This is a genomic window from Campylobacter troglodytis (genome assembly GCF_006864425.1).
Taxonomy (GTDB): domain Bacteria; phylum Campylobacterota; class Campylobacteria; order Campylobacterales; family Campylobacteraceae; genus Campylobacter_D; species Campylobacter_D troglodytis.
This window is the reverse complement of the sequence record NZ_QHLI01000006.1, coordinates 32,573-48,066: the sequence shown is the minus strand read 5'-3', so window position 1 is coordinate 48,066 and position 15,494 is coordinate 32,573. Positions and strand designations below refer to the sequence as shown.

21 protein-coding genes and 1 pseudogene are annotated in these 15,494 nt (G+C 36.3%); 7 read left to right on the top strand and 15 right to left on the bottom strand.

Annotated features, from left to right (window positions below):
• The first annotated feature begins 8 nt into the window (after positions 1-8).
• The 5 genes from DMC01_RS02530 to DMC01_RS02515 are packed head-to-tail and all read left to right on the top strand — an operon-like array spanning position 9 to position 3,634.
• On the top strand, positions 9-1,061 hold the full coding sequence (locus DMC01_RS02530; protein WP_142692724.1) for a D-alanine--D-alanine ligase: 1,053 nt from the start codon (positions 9-11) through the stop codon (positions 1,059-1,061).
• Entirely contained in the window at positions 1,061-1,270 is a 210-nt protein-coding gene (locus DMC01_RS02525; protein WP_142692723.1) for a type II toxin-antitoxin system Phd/YefM family antitoxin, read from the top strand. The genes DMC01_RS02530 and DMC01_RS02525 overlap by 1 nt, the downstream gene beginning before the upstream one ends.
• 2 nt (positions 1,271-1,272) lie before the next feature.
• Positions 1,273-2,016: an alpha/beta fold hydrolase gene (locus DMC01_RS02520; protein ID WP_142692722.1), complete on the top strand. Its 744-nt coding sequence runs from the start codon at positions 1,273-1,275 to the stop codon at positions 2,014-2,016.
• Positions 2,013-2,174 carry a hypothetical protein gene (locus DMC01_RS13130; RefSeq protein ID WP_185908629.1) on the top strand — a complete coding sequence of 54 codons (162 nt, stop codon included), beginning with the start codon at positions 2,013-2,015 and terminating at the stop codon, positions 2,172-2,174. Before DMC01_RS02520 ends, DMC01_RS13130 begins: the two co-directional genes overlap by 4 nt.
• Positions 2,175-2,209: 35 nt before the next feature.
• Positions 2,210-3,634 (top strand): Mur ligase family protein, encoded by a 1,425-nt coding sequence (locus tag DMC01_RS02515; protein WP_142692741.1) that lies wholly within the window; start codon positions 2,210-2,212, stop codon positions 3,632-3,634.
• 654 nt (positions 3,635-4,288) lie between these two features.
• On the opposite strand, the gene DMC01_RS02510 is transcribed toward DMC01_RS02515, so the two are convergent.
• The 5 genes and pseudogenes from DMC01_RS02510 to DMC01_RS14425 form a co-directional block, all read right to left on the bottom strand.
• Complete coding sequence (locus DMC01_RS02510; RefSeq protein WP_142692721.1) at positions 4,289-4,645, bottom strand: RidA family protein; 357 nt, start codon at positions 4,643-4,645, stop codon at positions 4,289-4,291.
• A gap of 81 nt (positions 4,646-4,726) precedes the next feature.
• Positions 4,727-4,849: a hypothetical protein gene (locus tag DMC01_RS15755; protein ID WP_282432229.1), complete on the bottom strand. Its 123-nt coding sequence runs from the start codon at positions 4,847-4,849 to the stop codon at positions 4,727-4,729.
• Positions 4,850-4,955: 106 nt separating this feature from the next.
• Entirely contained in the window at positions 4,956-5,081 is a 126-nt protein-coding gene (locus tag DMC01_RS15750; protein WP_282432228.1) for a hypothetical protein, read from the bottom strand.
• Complete coding sequence (locus DMC01_RS02505; RefSeq protein WP_142692720.1) at positions 5,081-5,266, bottom strand: hypothetical protein; 186 nt, start codon at positions 5,264-5,266, stop codon at positions 5,081-5,083. The genes DMC01_RS15750 and DMC01_RS02505 overlap by 1 nt, the downstream gene beginning before the upstream one ends.
• Before the next feature lie 301 nt (positions 5,267-5,567).
• Positions 5,568-5,786 (bottom strand): annotated as a pseudogene (locus DMC01_RS14425) (GntT/GntP/DsdX family permease); the annotation flags it as partial.
• A 154-nt stretch (positions 5,787-5,940) separates the two neighbouring features.
• Here DMC01_RS14425 and DMC01_RS02495 point away from each other — a divergent pair.
• Positions 5,941-6,153, top strand: a complete 213-nt coding sequence (locus DMC01_RS02495) for a hypothetical protein (RefSeq protein ID WP_142692719.1) — start codon at positions 5,941-5,943, stop codon at positions 6,151-6,153.
• On the opposite strand, the gene DMC01_RS02490 is transcribed toward DMC01_RS02495, so the two are convergent.
• Positions 6,150-6,368, bottom strand: coding sequence for a GntT/GntP/DsdX family permease (locus tag DMC01_RS02490; protein ID WP_282432230.1), 219 nt, complete (start codon positions 6,366-6,368; stop codon positions 6,150-6,152). The two genes, DMC01_RS02495 and DMC01_RS02490, sit on opposite strands and share 4 nt — an antisense overlap.
• Positions 6,369-6,541: 173 nt before the next feature.
• Complete coding sequence (locus DMC01_RS02480; RefSeq protein WP_142692717.1) at positions 6,542-6,766, bottom strand: hypothetical protein; 225 nt, start codon at positions 6,764-6,766, stop codon at positions 6,542-6,544.
• A gap of 364 nt (positions 6,767-7,130) precedes the next feature.
• On the opposite strand from DMC01_RS02480, the gene DMC01_RS14715 reads away from it, so the two are divergent.
• Positions 7,131-7,424: a helix-turn-helix domain-containing protein gene (locus DMC01_RS14715; RefSeq protein ID WP_246058950.1), complete on the top strand. Its 294-nt coding sequence runs from the start codon at positions 7,131-7,133 to the stop codon at positions 7,422-7,424.
• A 678-nt stretch (positions 7,425-8,102) separates the two neighbouring features.
• On the opposite strand, the gene aat is transcribed toward DMC01_RS14715, so the two are convergent.
• The 8 genes from aat to truB all read right to left on the bottom strand — a co-directional run bounded on the left by aat (position 8,103) and on the right by truB (position 15,319).
• Positions 8,103-8,765: a leucyl/phenylalanyl-tRNA--protein transferase gene (gene aat / locus DMC01_RS02470; RefSeq protein ID WP_246058949.1), complete on the bottom strand. Its 663-nt coding sequence runs from the start codon at positions 8,763-8,765 to the stop codon at positions 8,103-8,105.
• Between the two features lie 868 nt (positions 8,766-9,633).
• Entirely contained in the window at positions 9,634-11,763 is a 2,130-nt protein-coding gene (locus DMC01_RS02465; protein ID WP_142692715.1) for an AAA family ATPase, read from the bottom strand.
• Entirely contained in the window at positions 11,760-12,050 is a 291-nt protein-coding gene (locus tag DMC01_RS02460) for an ATP-dependent Clp protease adaptor ClpS (RefSeq protein WP_142692714.1), read from the bottom strand. The genes DMC01_RS02465 and DMC01_RS02460 overlap by 4 nt, the downstream gene beginning before the upstream one ends.
• Positions 12,037-12,642 (bottom strand): TlpA disulfide reductase family protein, encoded by a 606-nt coding sequence (locus DMC01_RS02455; RefSeq protein ID WP_142692713.1) that lies wholly within the window; start codon positions 12,640-12,642, stop codon positions 12,037-12,039. Before DMC01_RS02455 ends, DMC01_RS02460 begins: the two co-directional genes overlap by 14 nt.
• Positions 12,643-13,066: 424 nt before the next feature.
• Entirely contained in the window at positions 13,067-13,525 is a 459-nt protein-coding gene (gene smpB / locus DMC01_RS02450) for an SsrA-binding protein SmpB (protein ID WP_142692712.1), read from the bottom strand.
• Complete coding sequence (locus DMC01_RS02445; protein WP_142692711.1) at positions 13,522-14,283, bottom strand: 4-(cytidine 5'-diphospho)-2-C-methyl-D-erythritol kinase; 762 nt, start codon at positions 14,281-14,283, stop codon at positions 13,522-13,524. Before DMC01_RS02445 ends, smpB begins: the two co-directional genes overlap by 4 nt.
• Positions 14,280-14,507, bottom strand: coding sequence for a carbon storage regulator CsrA (gene csrA, locus DMC01_RS02440; protein WP_142692710.1), 228 nt, complete (start codon positions 14,505-14,507; stop codon positions 14,280-14,282). The genes DMC01_RS02445 and csrA overlap by 4 nt, the downstream gene beginning before the upstream one ends.
• Positions 14,501-15,319, bottom strand: a complete 819-nt coding sequence (gene truB / locus DMC01_RS02435) for a tRNA pseudouridine(55) synthase TruB (RefSeq protein WP_142692709.1) — start codon at positions 15,317-15,319, stop codon at positions 14,501-14,503. The genes csrA and truB overlap by 7 nt, the downstream gene beginning before the upstream one ends.
• Positions 15,320-15,494 lie beyond the last annotated feature (175 nt).

Sequence of the window (15,494 nt, the reverse complement as noted above, 5' to 3'; positions counted from 1 at the left end):
GATAAAGGGTGAATTACGGGGTGATTTTTGGAGGCAATTCTTACGAACACGAGATTAGCATAATCAGTGCTGTGGTGCTTAAAAAGGTATTTCGTGGGGAGATGAGCTTTATCTTTTGTGATGAAAATAGAAGATTTTGGCTAATTTCAAACGACAAAATGAATGCTAAGACCTTTAGCGGTGGTGCTTACTTAAAAGAAAAAGAGCTTTTTTTAAGGCAGGGGGGCTTTTATCACAAAGGTGCTTTTGGAGAAAAGCCCTTAAACTGCGAGGTTTTTATAAATTTAATCCACGGCAGGGATGGAGAAGACGGCAAGCTAGCAAGCCTTTGTGAATTTTATGGCTTAAAATACATAGGACCACGTATTGAGGCTAGCGTGCTTTCATTTAACAAAGCCCTGACAAAGCTTTACGCTCAAAAGGTTGGCGTTAAAGCCCTGCCTTACACACTTTTAAAGCGTTATGATGAAAGCTCACTCTCTCAAAGCCTTGAATTTCCTTGCATCATAAAGCCAGCAAGACTTGGAAGCAGCATAGGAATTAGCGTTGTAAATGATAAAAAAGAGCTATCCTATGCCCTTGATGTGTCCTTTGAATTTGATGAGGAAGTGCTTGTCGAGCCTTTCATCAAAGACATTAGGGAGTTTAATCTAGCAGGGTGTAAGATAAAAGATGAGTTTGTTTTTTCTTTAATCGAGGAGCCTAAAAAAAAGGAACTCTTAGATTTTGAGCAAAAATATCTTAGTTTTTCAGGGCATAGCAAAGTTAGTGAGGCTACTTTAAGCGAGGAAATGAAGGGCAAATTCAAAGAAGCCTTTGTAAAAATTTATGAGCCACTTTTCAGGGGCGCTTTAATTAGATGTGATTTTTTCCTCATAGAAAATGAGGTCTATATAAACGAGATAAATCCAAATCCAGGCTCTATGGCAAACTATCTTTTTGAGGATTTTAGCGTGGTGCTAGAAAGGCTTGCAAGAAGTGTTTCTATGGGCTGTGAGAAAAGGCTTAAAATCGAGTATGCCTTTTTACACTCCATAAACGGACAAAAGGGGAAACTTTAATGGCTAGTTTTAGCAAGGATGAGATTTTCACCGCAACTGAGGTGGTTCGCAATTTTAGCTCTATTTTAAGCAAGGTAGGTGAAAACAAAAGGATAGTCATCCTAAAAAACAACAAATTTGAGGCTGTAATGCTGAATTTAAAGGAGTATGAGAGGCTTTTAAATGCTGTTGAGCTGCTTGAAAACATCTATAAGCATCAAAAGGCTTAAAAATGGCATTAGCAAGGCTAACTTACGAAAATGATACTTTGAATTTAAGCTACGAGCTAGTAAATGCTAACAAGACCTCGCAAGTGCTTATCCTACACGGCTGGGGAGCAAACAAGGAGCTTATGAAAAGGGCTTTTGAAAAGGAGTTAAACGAGCTTTGTCATATTTATGTGGATTTATGTGGCTTTGGTAAATCAAGCATTGCAAAGTCCTTAAATAGCCTTGATTACGCAAAGATTATATCTCTTTTTTTAAGGCAAAAAGAGCTTTCACCGCAAATTATCATAGGACATTCTTTTGGAGGCAAAATCGCCACGCTTTTAAGCAAGGATTTAGCTTTAAAATGCCTAGTTTTGCTTTCTTCTGCTGGAATTCTTTGGCAAAAAAGCCTTAAAGTTAGGGCGAAAATAGCCCTTTTTAAAATGCTTAAAAAACTTGGCTTTGCTTCTTTTAAACACCTCTTTGTAAGTAAGGATGTAGAGGGTATGAGCGAGATAATGTATGAAACCTTTAAAAAGGTCGTTGATGAGGATTTTAGCGAGGCTTTTAATGAAGTGGAGTGCAAAACCCTCATCTTTTGGGGAATTGATGACAACGCAACGCCTTTAAAAAGTGGGGAAAAAATTCACACCCTCATTAAAAATAGCGAATTTTACCCACTAAATGGGGGGCATTTTTTCTTTTTGGAAAATGCTAAATTCATAGCCGAACGAATTTTAAGTAGCTTTAAAAAGGATAAAGCGTGAATTTTTTTAAAAAACTCTTTGAAAATTTAAACGAGGGCTTGAATTTAAATTCAAGCAAAGAGGGCTTAAATTTCGCTACAAGCGATAAGTGTTTAAATTCAGCAACAAGCCATATGTTAAAAAATGAAAACTTAACTCAAAGCAAGGACAAAACGTGAATTTTTTTGAAAATTTGCTTGATACGCCTGAATTTATCACCCACTTTAATGACATAGCAAGTTTAATCATCTTAAATTTCGCCCTTGCCTTTTATCTAATCACCGCCTTGCAGTGGTATAATTACAAGTTAAGCCGAGTAGCCTTTCATTTTACCCGTTTTTCTTGGCATATTTATTTTATCTTTTTGCCCTGGTTTGTTTATATCATCTTTTCTCGCTTTTTTCTCATATACGCTCTTGTCTTTTGGTTGCCTTTTTTGTATCTGTGGCACAAGAAACTTGATAAAAAGCTAGTTTTTACCACAAAGATAAAAGCCTTTTTTGCCTTTTTAACGCTTTTTATTTTGCTTTTTATATTTTTAAGCCTTGAATTTAACTTCACAGCAAATGTCTTGCCACTCATTTTTGCTCTCATAGTGCTTAAAATCTTTGAGCTAGCTCAAACTCGCTATTTTTTAAAAAAAGCCCACAAAAAACTAGCCGCAAACAAGGATTTAAAAATCATTTTAATCACAGCAAGTTTTGGCAAAACAAGCATTAAAAACTTCCTCTTTGAGTGCTTAAAGGCTGATTTTGTGGTGCATAAAAGCCCAAGAAGCGTAAATACCCTGCTTGGCATAGTAGCTGACATAAATGAAAATTTGCCCTCAAACGCTGAGATTTACATAGCCGAAGCAGGTGCAAGAAAAAAAGGCGACATTTTGGATATAACACGCCTTTTAAGCCCTCAAATAGTCATAATCGGCGAGCTAGGGGGGGCGCATTTGGAGTATTTCAAAAGCCTTGAAAATATCCGCACCACAAAGCTTGAAGCCTTACAAAGCGTGAATTTAAAAAGGGCTTTTTGTCATAGCTCAACCTTGCAAAATGAAGATGAAACTTGCGAAATTTACGACAAACATTTAAAAAGCGTAAATTCTAGCCTTGATGGGCTTGAATTTGAGCTTGAAATAAAGGGCAAAAATGAAAGATTTAATGCAAATTTGCTTGGAGGCTTTAACGCGCAAAATCTTTGTGCTTGTGTGCTTTGCGGACATTTTTTGGGCGTAAGTTTAAACACGCTTAAAAATGTGGTTTCAAAAATGTCAAGCGTAGAACACCGTTTGCAAATCATCTCAAAAACCCCTAAATTCATCATAGATGATGGCTTTAATGGCAATTTTAAAGGTATGAGTGAGAGTTACAAGCTCTGTGCTAGTTACAAGGGACGGCGGGTTTTGGTAACTCCGGGCATAGTAGAGGTAAGCAGAGAGGAAAATGCAAAATTAGCAGCTGTGATAAATGAGTGCTTTGACTTAGTCATCATCATAGGCGAGGTGAATTCAAGGGTATTAAGCGAGAATTTAAGCATTTCAAAGCTGGTTTTAAAGGACAAAGCCCTTTTGGTGCAAACACTAGCCGAACAAACGCAGGCTGGGGATTTGATCTTATTTTCAAACGATACTCCAAGTTTTATGTGAGACGGAATGCAGACTACGGAAAATGGAGTACGAAATACGGAGGGGTGTTTTTCTTTTCTAATATACAAGACAAAACCGTTATAAAAAGCGAAGTAAAATTGCCACAAAACACATAAGTTAAATTTAAAGACAAACTCACTCAGTAAATTTGAAAGCTTATGCTTTAAGTTTAAAGAATTCAAGGCTTGTTTTTTGAATTTTTTAATAAGCTTTGAATTTGTTAAGAAAGCTAAGTTTTTTTATCTTAAATTTTGGCTATTTTTCAAAAAAGTTTTGTAATTATAAGCTTAGGGGCGAAGAATTTATCAATTAAAGGCATTTTTCTATAAGGTTATGAATTCTTAGCACAAGCTTATAATGATAAAGATGATATTTTGTCTAAAATCAATACTTTTTTGAAAAAGAGCCTAAATTTTATAAGTCTTTTTAGGCAAAGAGGCTTAAAAAATTCACGCTTTTGTGTGAATTTATTTGCTTTTAATTTTTAAATCTATCTTGCGAAAATGCCTAGTTTCTTCTTAAATGACAAATTTTGTCTAAGATACCTTTTTAAAAAAGCGTTTAGATGCACTTAATCTTTGCTTGAAAATAAAATTAAGCTCTTTAAAATAAGTAGCAAGATAAAATTGTAAAATTGCAAAAAGCTAACTAAGCTTATTTATGAGCTATGATTTCAATTTCCACTCTCGCACCCTTTGGCAAGTCCTTTACCGCCACAGCTGAGCGAGCTGGGTAAGGTGTGCTAAAATAACTAGCATACACCTCATTCATAGCCGCAAAGTCCTTTATGTCGGCTAAAAACACGGTTGTTTTGACGACATTGCTGAATTTTAAGCCGTTTTCAGCGAGTATGCCCTTGATATTTTCAAGCACTTGCTTTGTTTGAGCGGCTATGTCGCCATTTACAAGCTCGTTTGTGGCAGGATTTAGCGGGATTTGCCCTGAGGCAAAAATAAAATCCCCCACCACCCTATAAACGCTGTAAGCACCTATGGCTTTTGGGTAGTTCATTGTTTGTCCTTTTGTGTAAATTTAGGCATTATTATAGCCTTTTAAGGTAAAAATGCCTAAAAGCTTAAAAACAAAGCCTTATCAAACTAAGGCTTTGCCCCTTTCAATGTAGCTTTGCATCTCATCTTTTGGCACCATAGCACCGCCCGTAGCCCAAATGATATGCGTGATATTTTTGTAATTTTGCTTACGCCACGAATTCATCGACATAGCCCTTCACGCCAGCCGGAGCACTTGGTTCAAGCCTTAGACTTTGCTCTAAAAGTGCGAGATAAATGAACATATTTTCATCGCTTATGCTAGTGCTTTGTCAATGACATTTTTCAGCACCTTGCTTACCAAAGCCGATGGGCGATAAGCCCGTCTGCTGCGGTTTTGTTGTCAATATGTCATTTACGCTGATTTTATCAAGCTTTTGGCTGATAAGTGTAAGCATCATACAGGGTGCGAGGGCTTGGCAAAAAAGCATTTGACATTTTCGCCAAAGATATGTTTCAAGCCGCACCGCCTCGGAGCTGCGCCTACTTGGCAAGGCAGATAAAGCGGATTTTCTTTATCTACCACTATGTCTAGGGCTTGAAGCTGTCCTTGCAAACCAGCTAAGCCGTAGCCTAAAAACAAATCTTTTGAATTCTCAGCTTAGGCAAAATGACAACTCAGATCATTTTGTGCTTACTTTGTCTCTTTAACCGATAAAAAGGGATTAAGCCTTGTTCTTTTTTTTTGATACCTAAGATAAACCAAGAAAAGCCATATAATCTAAACGGTTGTAGTGGCACTTGTGAAATACTTAAACATTTGATTAGCGCACATTCTTAAACTCTCTTTTACTAGCCAAAAAAGTGAAGTTGTAACAATGGTAAGCTGGGTAGCACTGGGCTATACAAAGCACTTCTTTTGACACCTGTGTCTAGCAATGAAGCTAGCCTAGCGCACTTATCATCGCCACAGTAGCACTACCCACAGCCATATGCAAGATAATCGCCACAAGCCACGCTAGAAATACAGGATTTAGGCTTAAATGCTCTAGCATAGCTTTTAAGGCATTTGAGGCGCCACTTTGCACCAAGATTTCATTAAAAGCACCGATTATCAAAAGCACGCCGTTGATGGAGTAAAATGAATCGGCATTTAAATCATTAAGCTTTGCAAGCCTTAATTTTGGCGAAGTCTAATAAGCCCACAAAAACGCTTATAAGCAAAGCAATGATAGGATTTGAAGCTGATAAGGTCCGCTTAAGACAAGGAAGATAAAACCGTTTTTAAGAGCATTAAAAAGGGAGCAACAAAAGAAAGTGGCTGAATTTGAGGGCAAATTCGCTTTGTCTATGTTGATATTTCACAAGCAAAGCTTCGAGCTTTTTGTGCCTTTAAAAAGTGGGGCCAAAGCTATCAAAGAAGCCACAAGTGATACGCAAGGTCCAAATCACAGTGCCGATATTTGCCCCCAAGCTCACTACTATAGTGGTAGCTATGGCGGCAAGATACAAGGTGCTTTAGCGAGCTAATCAAGGCTATGCCAAGCTTTATGCGAGATAGTCCAAGCTCTTTGGCGATAAGCCAAAGCCGCTAAAAGCACAAAGCCTAGCTCGACAAACACAGGAATTCCTGCGATAAAGCCAACTAGCATCATCACCAAATCCCCTAGCAAATTCAAAAGCCTAAGGGCGATTCTTGTCGCACTGCCTAAAAGCATCTTGCCCAAAATCGCACTACAAGCTATGAATAGCCAAAAAGCCCAAGGTTTGGCCCACGCCCAAGAGCTGAGTGGATTTGACTAAGGGGCATACAGTTGCAAGGGCGACAAAAACATTAACAAGCAAAAGGCTAGCGTGAATTTTAAGCCTTGCAATCAAAAACACTATCAGTAGTATAGAAACTGGATAATGACAAGTTTTAGCCCTTGTATCTTTTATACTTTTTGCACTCTTGCTTATGGCAGAGTTTAGGGGGATTTGCTAGGGCAAAGACTAAATTAGCAAAGACTTTACGAGTAGAATAACTGTCTGTGAATTTTGGATAATCTTGCATTAAAGTTATTAAAAAATTTATGCTCTTTCCTTTAAAATTTATCACAAAAATTTTATCAAATTTTAATTTTATGGCAAAAAATTTAGCCAAAGGGCTTAAAAATGCACAAAAAGCAAAAAGAAGATCAAACTAAGGCATTTTTTTTAAGGCAAGTACTTGACAAAAGCTAGGAGCTAGTCTTTCACAAGATCTCAAAAGAAGGCTCTTTCATAGCGCAGGTTGAAAACAGTCATAAGCAAACGCACCATAAATTCGACGCTAACAACTTTGCAAGCAAACTTTTGCAAGAATATGCGTATTTAAAATAGGATTTTTTGTGTAAAGGTAATAACACAAGAAAACAAGCTTAGGCTTGCCATTTTTTATAAAGCAGGGGCAAAATTTAGTTGGCATTTTGTGTATAAATCGGGGCACTAACGAGCTTGGCTGTGCATAAAAGAGCTTGAAAATTTAAGTGGCTTTGCCAACGCACACTTTAAATGCAAGCGAAACTAGCCAAAGTCCGCACAGCCAAATAGAGAATTTAAGCCTAGATATAGAGGATATTTTAGCTCAACACATTGACATAAACTATCTAAAATCAGATTTTGCGCTCAGTGCTACGCAAAAAAACGACATTATCAAAACGCTTTATGACAAGGGTATTTTCAACATAAAAGCTAAGCTGTACCTAGTCGCCAAGCTACTTAAAATATTGGGGCCAAGCGTATATCGCTATTTAAACAAGCTTAAAAGAGCTGAGGGGTGATTGATTACACTTTGTGGATTTTGTTTGTAAAAGAAATGGCTCAATATATTTTAATTTGATACAAGAACATTTTAAAGTATTAAGAGCAAAATGAAAAACAAGTATATGATTCATTTGTGAATTTCAAAGAACTTAAGTTGGGGAAATTGTAAAGCATTTTTCTTACACTCGCAATCTTGCAAGAAGCCTTGATTTAAAGGCAAAGAAAATCTTTGAAATTTGCAAAATTGCTCGTGCTTGTGTGAATAGAATTTTGCAAGAAATCCGCATTGTAATAGCCAAATAATGTGAAAAATCAGCAAAACAAAGTTTATTTAGAAAACAAGAAAAGCAAAGTTTTTGAAAAAATAAGCGTTGAATTTAAGCTTATGAAAGTTACTTCGGTGGTGTGCGTGTAAAATGTCGGTATGGTGCTGGTCATAAAACTATTATGTGTTTACTTGATATTCTTGCAACTGCATAATATAAATTTGCGAAATTTCATTTAACTACATTTAAGGGCTGAAAATTTTATCCTTCACTTGCAAAAAATTAAGACGAAAATTCAGAATAAAATTATAATCAAAATTTACTAAAATTGATAAGAGAAAATGCTGTTAAGTTTAATTTGGTCAATTTGATCAAAGCATCTTGAGTCTTTGCAATTTTAGCCTTTTAAATATCTAAAATTTACAAATTCTAGCTAGTAAGCAAAGATTTAAATTCAACAAACCCGCTTTTTTGCTGAATTTTTTTCTCCAAAATGCTTAAAAATTCAGCCCTTGGCACATTTTTAGCACCCATAAAGGCTAGATGGGGATTGTAGATTTGACAATCGATTATGAAATCATAGGGGGCTAAAAGCTCACAAAGTGCTATCATAGCAACCTTTGAAGCATTTTTAGCAAGGCTTACCATACTCTCGCCAAAAAAGATCTTTCCCATAATAAGACCATAAATACCCCCCACCAGCCTTTTATCCTCGTAAATTTCCACGCTATGAGCTATGCCATCCTTAAAAAGCTCGCTATAAATTCTTATAAAGTCCCTATCTAGCCAGGTTTGTTTTCTAGAATTTGCGCACAAAAATATAAGCTCCTCAAAGGCTTCATCAAGCCTTATTTCATAGCGGTTTAAAAAGCGGCGAGTGCTTTTTTGCTTGTAAATTTCAGTAGGATATAAAATCATTCTCGGGTCAGGACACCACCAAGAAACAGGCTTGTTCGTCCAAGGAAAAAGCCCAAATTTATAGGCTTCAAGCAAGAGTTTTTTTTCAAGCCTATCGCTTAACAAAACAGGAGCATCCTTTGGTGCTTTTAAAAGGAGTTGATAAAGTTCTTGTGGGGCAAGCTTAGAAAACATCAAAGCCCCTTTCATTTAAAGTAAAATATTTTCAAGCACAATAAGGCTTAATTTCTTATATAGGGTTCTTTGTTTAATTAAATTTGGCCTAATACAACTTAAGCGGATTTTTGCTTATCAATTTTAATAAATGTTGATTTTAATAAATTTTGCTGAGAATTTTATCCTAAATTTTCATATTCATGTCTTTTAAATGAAGGATAAAATTTGCTCTTTTAATACCACAAAATTTATTTAAGCTATGTCAAAGCCTATTCTACTACGAAGTTACAAGAATGCGAAGTAAAAAGAAGGCATTTTTACCAGCATCGCATCCACGCTTACCGCACACACCACCAAAATAACTTTCATAAGCTTAAATTCAGCACTCATTTTTTAAAAAACTTCACTTGTTTTCCAAAGAAACTTTGTTTTGCTGATTTTTCACATTCTTTGGCTATGAAAATTCAAAGTTCTTGCAAAATTTTATTCACGCAAACACAAGGAATTTCGCAAATTTCAGCAATTTCTTTGCCCTTAAATCAAGGACCTCTTGTAAAATTGCAAGTATAACGAAAATACTTTAAAATTCCCTAACTTAGATCTGTGAAATTCAAAGCTAAGCCCTTTTTTTCATAGCTTTTAATTTCAAGATCCTTTGCTTTAAGCTTAATTTGGACAAAATATATTCAAACAAACAAGGCTTAATTTCTTAATATAAAGTGCTTAATTCACAGCTATGCTAAATTCAAGGCTTTGTTCTTCTTGCAATCTAGCTTGTTATTTGAAAATAAAAAGCTAGATTTGCAAGATCTTCTTTTTAATATGCCTTCCTACAAAGGGATATATTTTTAAAATTCAACACCCTTTAAAGCCAGGCTAGTAGAATTTAAAAGCTAAATTCTATAAGTTCGTTTTTGAGCCTAAGCCTCACAAGTCCTCCATTTTTAAGCTTACCAAAGAGGATCTCATCGCTTAATTTCTCTCCAATTTCTTCTGAGATAACCCTTTTAAGTAATCTTACTCCAAATTCCTTCTTGTAAGCCTTTTTTGCTAGATAAATCTTTGTCTTGCTATCTGCTATTATGCTTATATTTTTAAGATTTTTAGCCATCTCATCAAGTTCTTTTTGAACTATCTTTTCTAGGCTCTCATCACTTAGATCATTAAAGCGCAAGATCTTATCGATGCGGTTTATGAACTCAGGGGCAAAAAAGTCCTTAATGGCACGGTTGCTTTTTTCTTCATTCTTGCTTAAAAAGCCCATTTCAGCACTTTCTTTTAAGCCTAAATTTGAGGTCATTACTATGATGGTGTTTTTAAAATCTGCTTTAAGTCCTATGTTATCAGTAAGACTTGCATTGTCAAAAATTTGCAAAAAGGTATTGCTTAGCTCAGGATGAGCCTTTTCTATTTCATCAAAAAGCACCACACTGAAAGGATTTTTACGCACAGCATTGCTTAAAAGCCCCCCATCCTCATAGCCCACATAGCCAGCAGGAGCTCCTATTAGCTTACTAATGGTGTGTTTTTCAGCATACTCACTCATATCAAAGCGCTCTAAATGAAGCCCCAAACTCTCAGCCAAAACCCTACAAAGCTCGGTCTTACCAACCCCACTGCTGCCTGTGAATAAAAATACCCCACGAGGTGAATTTGCACCCTTAAGCCCAGCATAGCTTTGACGAAGGGTGGCACAAAGAGAGCTAATCACCTCATCTTGCCCAAAAATTCGACTTTTTAAAGACTTTTCAAGATTTTTAAGCATCTTTGATTTGTCTAATTCAAAGACCTTATGAGAATGCGTCATCTTTGCTAGGGTATCTTCTAAATCCTTCAAGGTGGCTACTTTTTTAGGCTCTTTAAGCACAAAGCTGGCTCCAAGCTCGTCTATTAAATCAATAGCAGAATCAGGAAGGAATTTGTCCTGAAAGAATTTCTTTCCAAGCTCAACACTGGCCTCAAGCACCTCATCGCTGAATTTAATATTATGATGCTCCTCATACTTACTTTTAAGCCCCTTGACTATAAGCAAAGCCTCATCTTTGCTTGGCTCATCCACATCGATCTTAGCAAAACGGCGACTTAAGGCCTTGTTTTTATCAAAGGTATTTTTATACTCCATAAAGGTTGTAGCACCTATGCATTTAAGTGAGCCATTTGAGAGGGCTGGTTTTAGGAGATTTGACATATCAGTGTGGCTCTCACTTGCAGCACCAGCACCAACTATGGTGTGAATTTCATCTATAAACAAAATGGCATCTGTAACCTTCATAAGCTCATTAACTATGTCTTTAAGCCTCTTTTCAAAGTCTCCTCTATACTTTGTGCCTGAAAGCAAAGAGGCTATGTCAAGGGCGTAAATTTTGGCATTTTGCAAGCTTTTTGGCACCCTTTTTTCGGCTATAGCCAAGGCTAAGCCCTCAACAATGGCTGTTTTTCCAACCCCAGCCTCTCCTACAAGCACGGGGTTATTTTTCTTTCTGCGAGATAGAATTTGTATCATTCTATCAAGCTCAAAGCTTCTGCCTATTAAAGGATCTATGCGTCCGCTTTTGGCTAGGGATAAAAGATCAATTGTAAAATTTTTTAAATTCTCAAAGTCCTCTGTGCTTTTAAGCTCCTCTATCTTACTAAAATCTAGGGCATGCTTTTCAAGCAAAAACTTAGAATAAGTGCGGTTATCCCTACTTACACCCTCTAAGAAGTCAATGATCTTAAGTTCTTGGGTGTTTTTTTCCCTTTCTAGGGTAGCAAGTATGTCATCAAGCACGACAGAATGCACAGGCTCAACATCCTGGCTTAGAATTTGATTTCTTTGGGCTATGTGGTTTTTTAGCTCATTTTCTAAGATGTCAAACTCCCCATCAGCAAATTCCTCAAATATATGTCTAAAATCAGGGCTTAGCTTCAAAAGAGCAAAGAGCAAATGCTCACAAGTAACAAACTCGTGGCGGTTAATCATACTTAAATGCTTAGCGTTTGCTAGGTATTTTTTTAAATCTTCTTGGTATTTCATTCTTCTTCTATCCTTGTTTGTAGTGGAAAGTTCGCTTCTTTTGCGGCACTTTCTACTTGTTTTTTCTTTGAAAGGGCGATTTCTTCGGTATAAATTCCACACACCCCACTTCCATTGCAATGTATATCAAGCATTATCCGGCTAGCACCTTCTAAATCATAATGAAAAATGCTCATCAAAATCTCGATCACAAAGTCCATAGTGGTGGTATCATCATTAAGCAAAAGCACCTTAAACATCTTGGGTTCTTTAAGATCTAATTCTTCACAAAAATCAGTTTTGTGCATCTTTTTTTCCAAAAATAAGATTTAAATCATCTTGCATAAGAGACATAGGCACAGCACCCAAATAAAAATGCCTTTTTAAATTCTTATCAAAGCCAGAGCTTAATTCTTGATACTCGCCGTTTTTCAAAGCCACCTTGAAGGGAAGTTGTTCCATATTTTGATAGTTTATGTCTTTTAAGACCTGAGAGACTATCCTAGCATTGACATTTTCATTGCTTAAAAAATAAAAAGCCCCATAATCCTCTGCAAATTCCCTAACCACCTCATCGCTTACATCCTCAAAATGACTTAGACCTATGAGGGTGAATTTATCTGAATTTTTTTGCCAAAGCTGGGTTAAAAGGGCAGCTTCTTCCTTGCAAGGAGCACAAAAGGTGCCAAAAAAATCAAACATCAAAACCATATCCTCATCACCTTCAATAACAAAGCCCTTTTGAGTGCGAATCAAGCTTATGCTTTGTCCGCTGACACTTTTTAGCCCTATCCTTTCTCCAAGCTTAAACTCCTCAAAGACAAAGTCATTTACCACCTCTTCTTTGAAACAGCCCACAAAGGCACAAAAAATAACAAGCATAGTTAAAAATTTCTTCATAAAGCTTCCTTCATTCAATCCGAGTACTTGAATTTAAACCCTTTTTTCTTGCCACTGTCTACTTATCAGCCTTTTTTTTAAAAATAGCCTTAGTTATAAAGCTAATCAAAAACGCTTTTACAAAAAAACACCTTTTTTAAAAGCATTGATTTGTCCGCACAAGCTTGTCATTTTAAATCTTTAAAAAAGCGATTCAATTGCTACAATACCAAGCAAAAAGATCTCTTTTGAGATCTTTTGCAATGCTTAAACAAAATTCAACACTTTTAAAAAGTTCTTTTTTAAAAATATACACCTTCTTAATACATTTCATTTTTTAAACAAACTAAACTTCAAGCACCTTGCTAGTATCTTACAAAATTACACACCTTAAAAAACGCATTCTTGCTTATTAAAATTCAGCTTTTTAAACTCTTTAAATTTACTAGTATCCCCTTGTTCTCTTTATAGCTGCTCTTGCCTCTAAATCTGCTTGCTTTTTTTTCAAAGTTTCTCTTTTGTCGTGCAACTGTTTGCCCTTGGCTAGACAAAGTGTGCATTTGACACGGTTTTTGGCGTTAAAATACATATCAAGCACTATGAGTGTGAGTCCGCCAAGACTTACCTTGCCAAAAAGCTTGTCGATTTGCTTTCTATGCATCAAAAGCTTTCTAGGACGCCTTTCATCGTGGCGAAAGTGTGCATTTGTCGTGCTAAGATGTGAAATATGTGCATTTAGCAAAAAAAGCTCACCCTTAATAATCCTAGCAAAGCTATCCTTTAAATTCGCCCTACCAGCCCTTAAAGCCACCACCTCGCTACCTTTTAGCTCTATGCCAGCTTCAAATTTTTCTAAGATCTCATAGTCAAACAAGGCTTTTTTGTTTCTAGCGATAAGCTTCATTCATCTACCTTAAAGACAGCACTCCCGCTACCGCTTAGAAAATAATTTCCTTGTAAAAACATTGACATTTTAGGATATAAACTTACACAAGGAGTAAATAAATCGTTTAAGATGGTATTTTTTATTTCAAGAAGTCTTTTACTTGTGTGATTTTGAAACTCTTTTGCTAGGATGGCACTTTTTTTAAGATCAAAAGCACCCTTGTCAAACTCCTCATAAACTAAGGCTGTATTGCAACTAAGATCTGGAAAAGTAAAGTTAAGCCTTGGCAACTCGTCATCAAATTCTTTAATAAGCTGTCCTATGCCGCTTACATTTGCGCTTTTAAAGCCACTTAAAAAAAAGCTAACATCGGCTCCAAGCCTTGCTCCTAGCTTCATTAGCCTTTCTGTTGAAAGCTTTAAATTCAAGTTTTCATTCATTAATCTTAAAAAGCAAGCCCCATCAGAGCTACCACCGCCAAGCCCACCTCCAACTGGAATTTTTTTATCAAGTTTTAAAGAGTATTGAGAAAAGCAAGCTTCAAGCTCGTTTTGAAAGCCTTCCTCGCACAAGAGCTTGTAGGCTTTGTGCAAGATATTATCCTCGCAGCTAAAATCGCTTAAAATCTCAAAGCCCTCTTTTTGCTTGTCTTTGCTTAGCTCAAGCTCATCAAAAAGCTCATCTAAAAGCACATAGCGAGATTCTATATAATGATATCTTCTCCCATCAAAGCCTGTGATCTTTAAAAATATATTTGCCTTGGCATTTGCTTTCATTGCTTTATTTTCTGGCTTAGACCATCTAAGATAGCCTCATCTTTTCCAACAGAAAACAAGTTTTTATCCTTGATTTCCTCACAAAGTTCCTTCCTTAAAATCAAGATATTTTTTGGAGCCTCTATGCCTATCTTAGCAGATCCCTTGGCTGTTTGAACGATTTTAATCTCTATATCCTCTCCAAGCCTTATGCTCTCGCCTTCTTTTCTTGAGAGTATTAGCATTTTTCAACCTTATTTAAAATATAACTTACCTTGCCCTCTTTTATGCTTATGATACTAAAATTTTCTTTATTGTCGATTAAAAATTCGCCATTTTTTTGAATTTTTAACTCAGTTAAAGCAAGTTTAATGCCATTTTCTAAATTTTTAGGCACTAAAAGCTCATTTTTTGGCAAATTTAAAAAGCTCATCACATCAAGCGGCTTTTCGTTTTCATAAACAAAGTCCCCCTCGCTAAGCCTTTCAAGGCTACTTAAAGTCGCATTTATGCCAAGTTTTTTGGCAAACATTTCACAATATGAGCGAATGTATGCCCCCTCGCTGACACTCAAACGCAGGCTTAAATAGGGGTGTTTATAGCCTAAAATCTCGCTTTCATAAATGCTCATAAAGCAAGGTTTTAGTGCGACTTCCTCGCCTTTTGCAGCGAGCTTGTAAGCCCTTTTGCCCTCAATGCGTTTTGCACTGAATTTTGGAGGCGTAAATTCTAGCTCGCCAAGTAATTCTTGCCTAATTTTTTCTAAAAGTTCGCTTGAAAATGGCTGAATTTCATCTATTTTTGTTATATTATGCGTATCAAGGCTTTTTGAGCTTGCACCTAGCCAAAGCGTGCATTCATAGCGTTTGGGCGTTTTTTTCAAAAAGCGAAAAAGGCGAGTGTAGCTTCCAAAAGCGACTATCAAAACGCCCTTTGCAAAGGGGTCTAGCGTGCCAGAATAGCCTGCTTTTTTGACCTTATACTTTCTTTTAAGCGTGGCTAGAAAGGCGTTAGAGCTAAGATTTTCAGGCTTATAAGCAACGAAAAGTTTATTCAATCCATCCCCTTTAATTTTATGTTTTGTGAATTTTAGCGTTTTTTGTAAAATTTAGCATTTTTTGTTGGCTTTTTTATAAAATCGGCTTGGTTCGTCTTTCGGCGATAAAATGCTTTTTGGCGTTTAGCAGACACTTTTTTAGTCTAGCCCTCACGCACAAAAATCATTTTCTCAC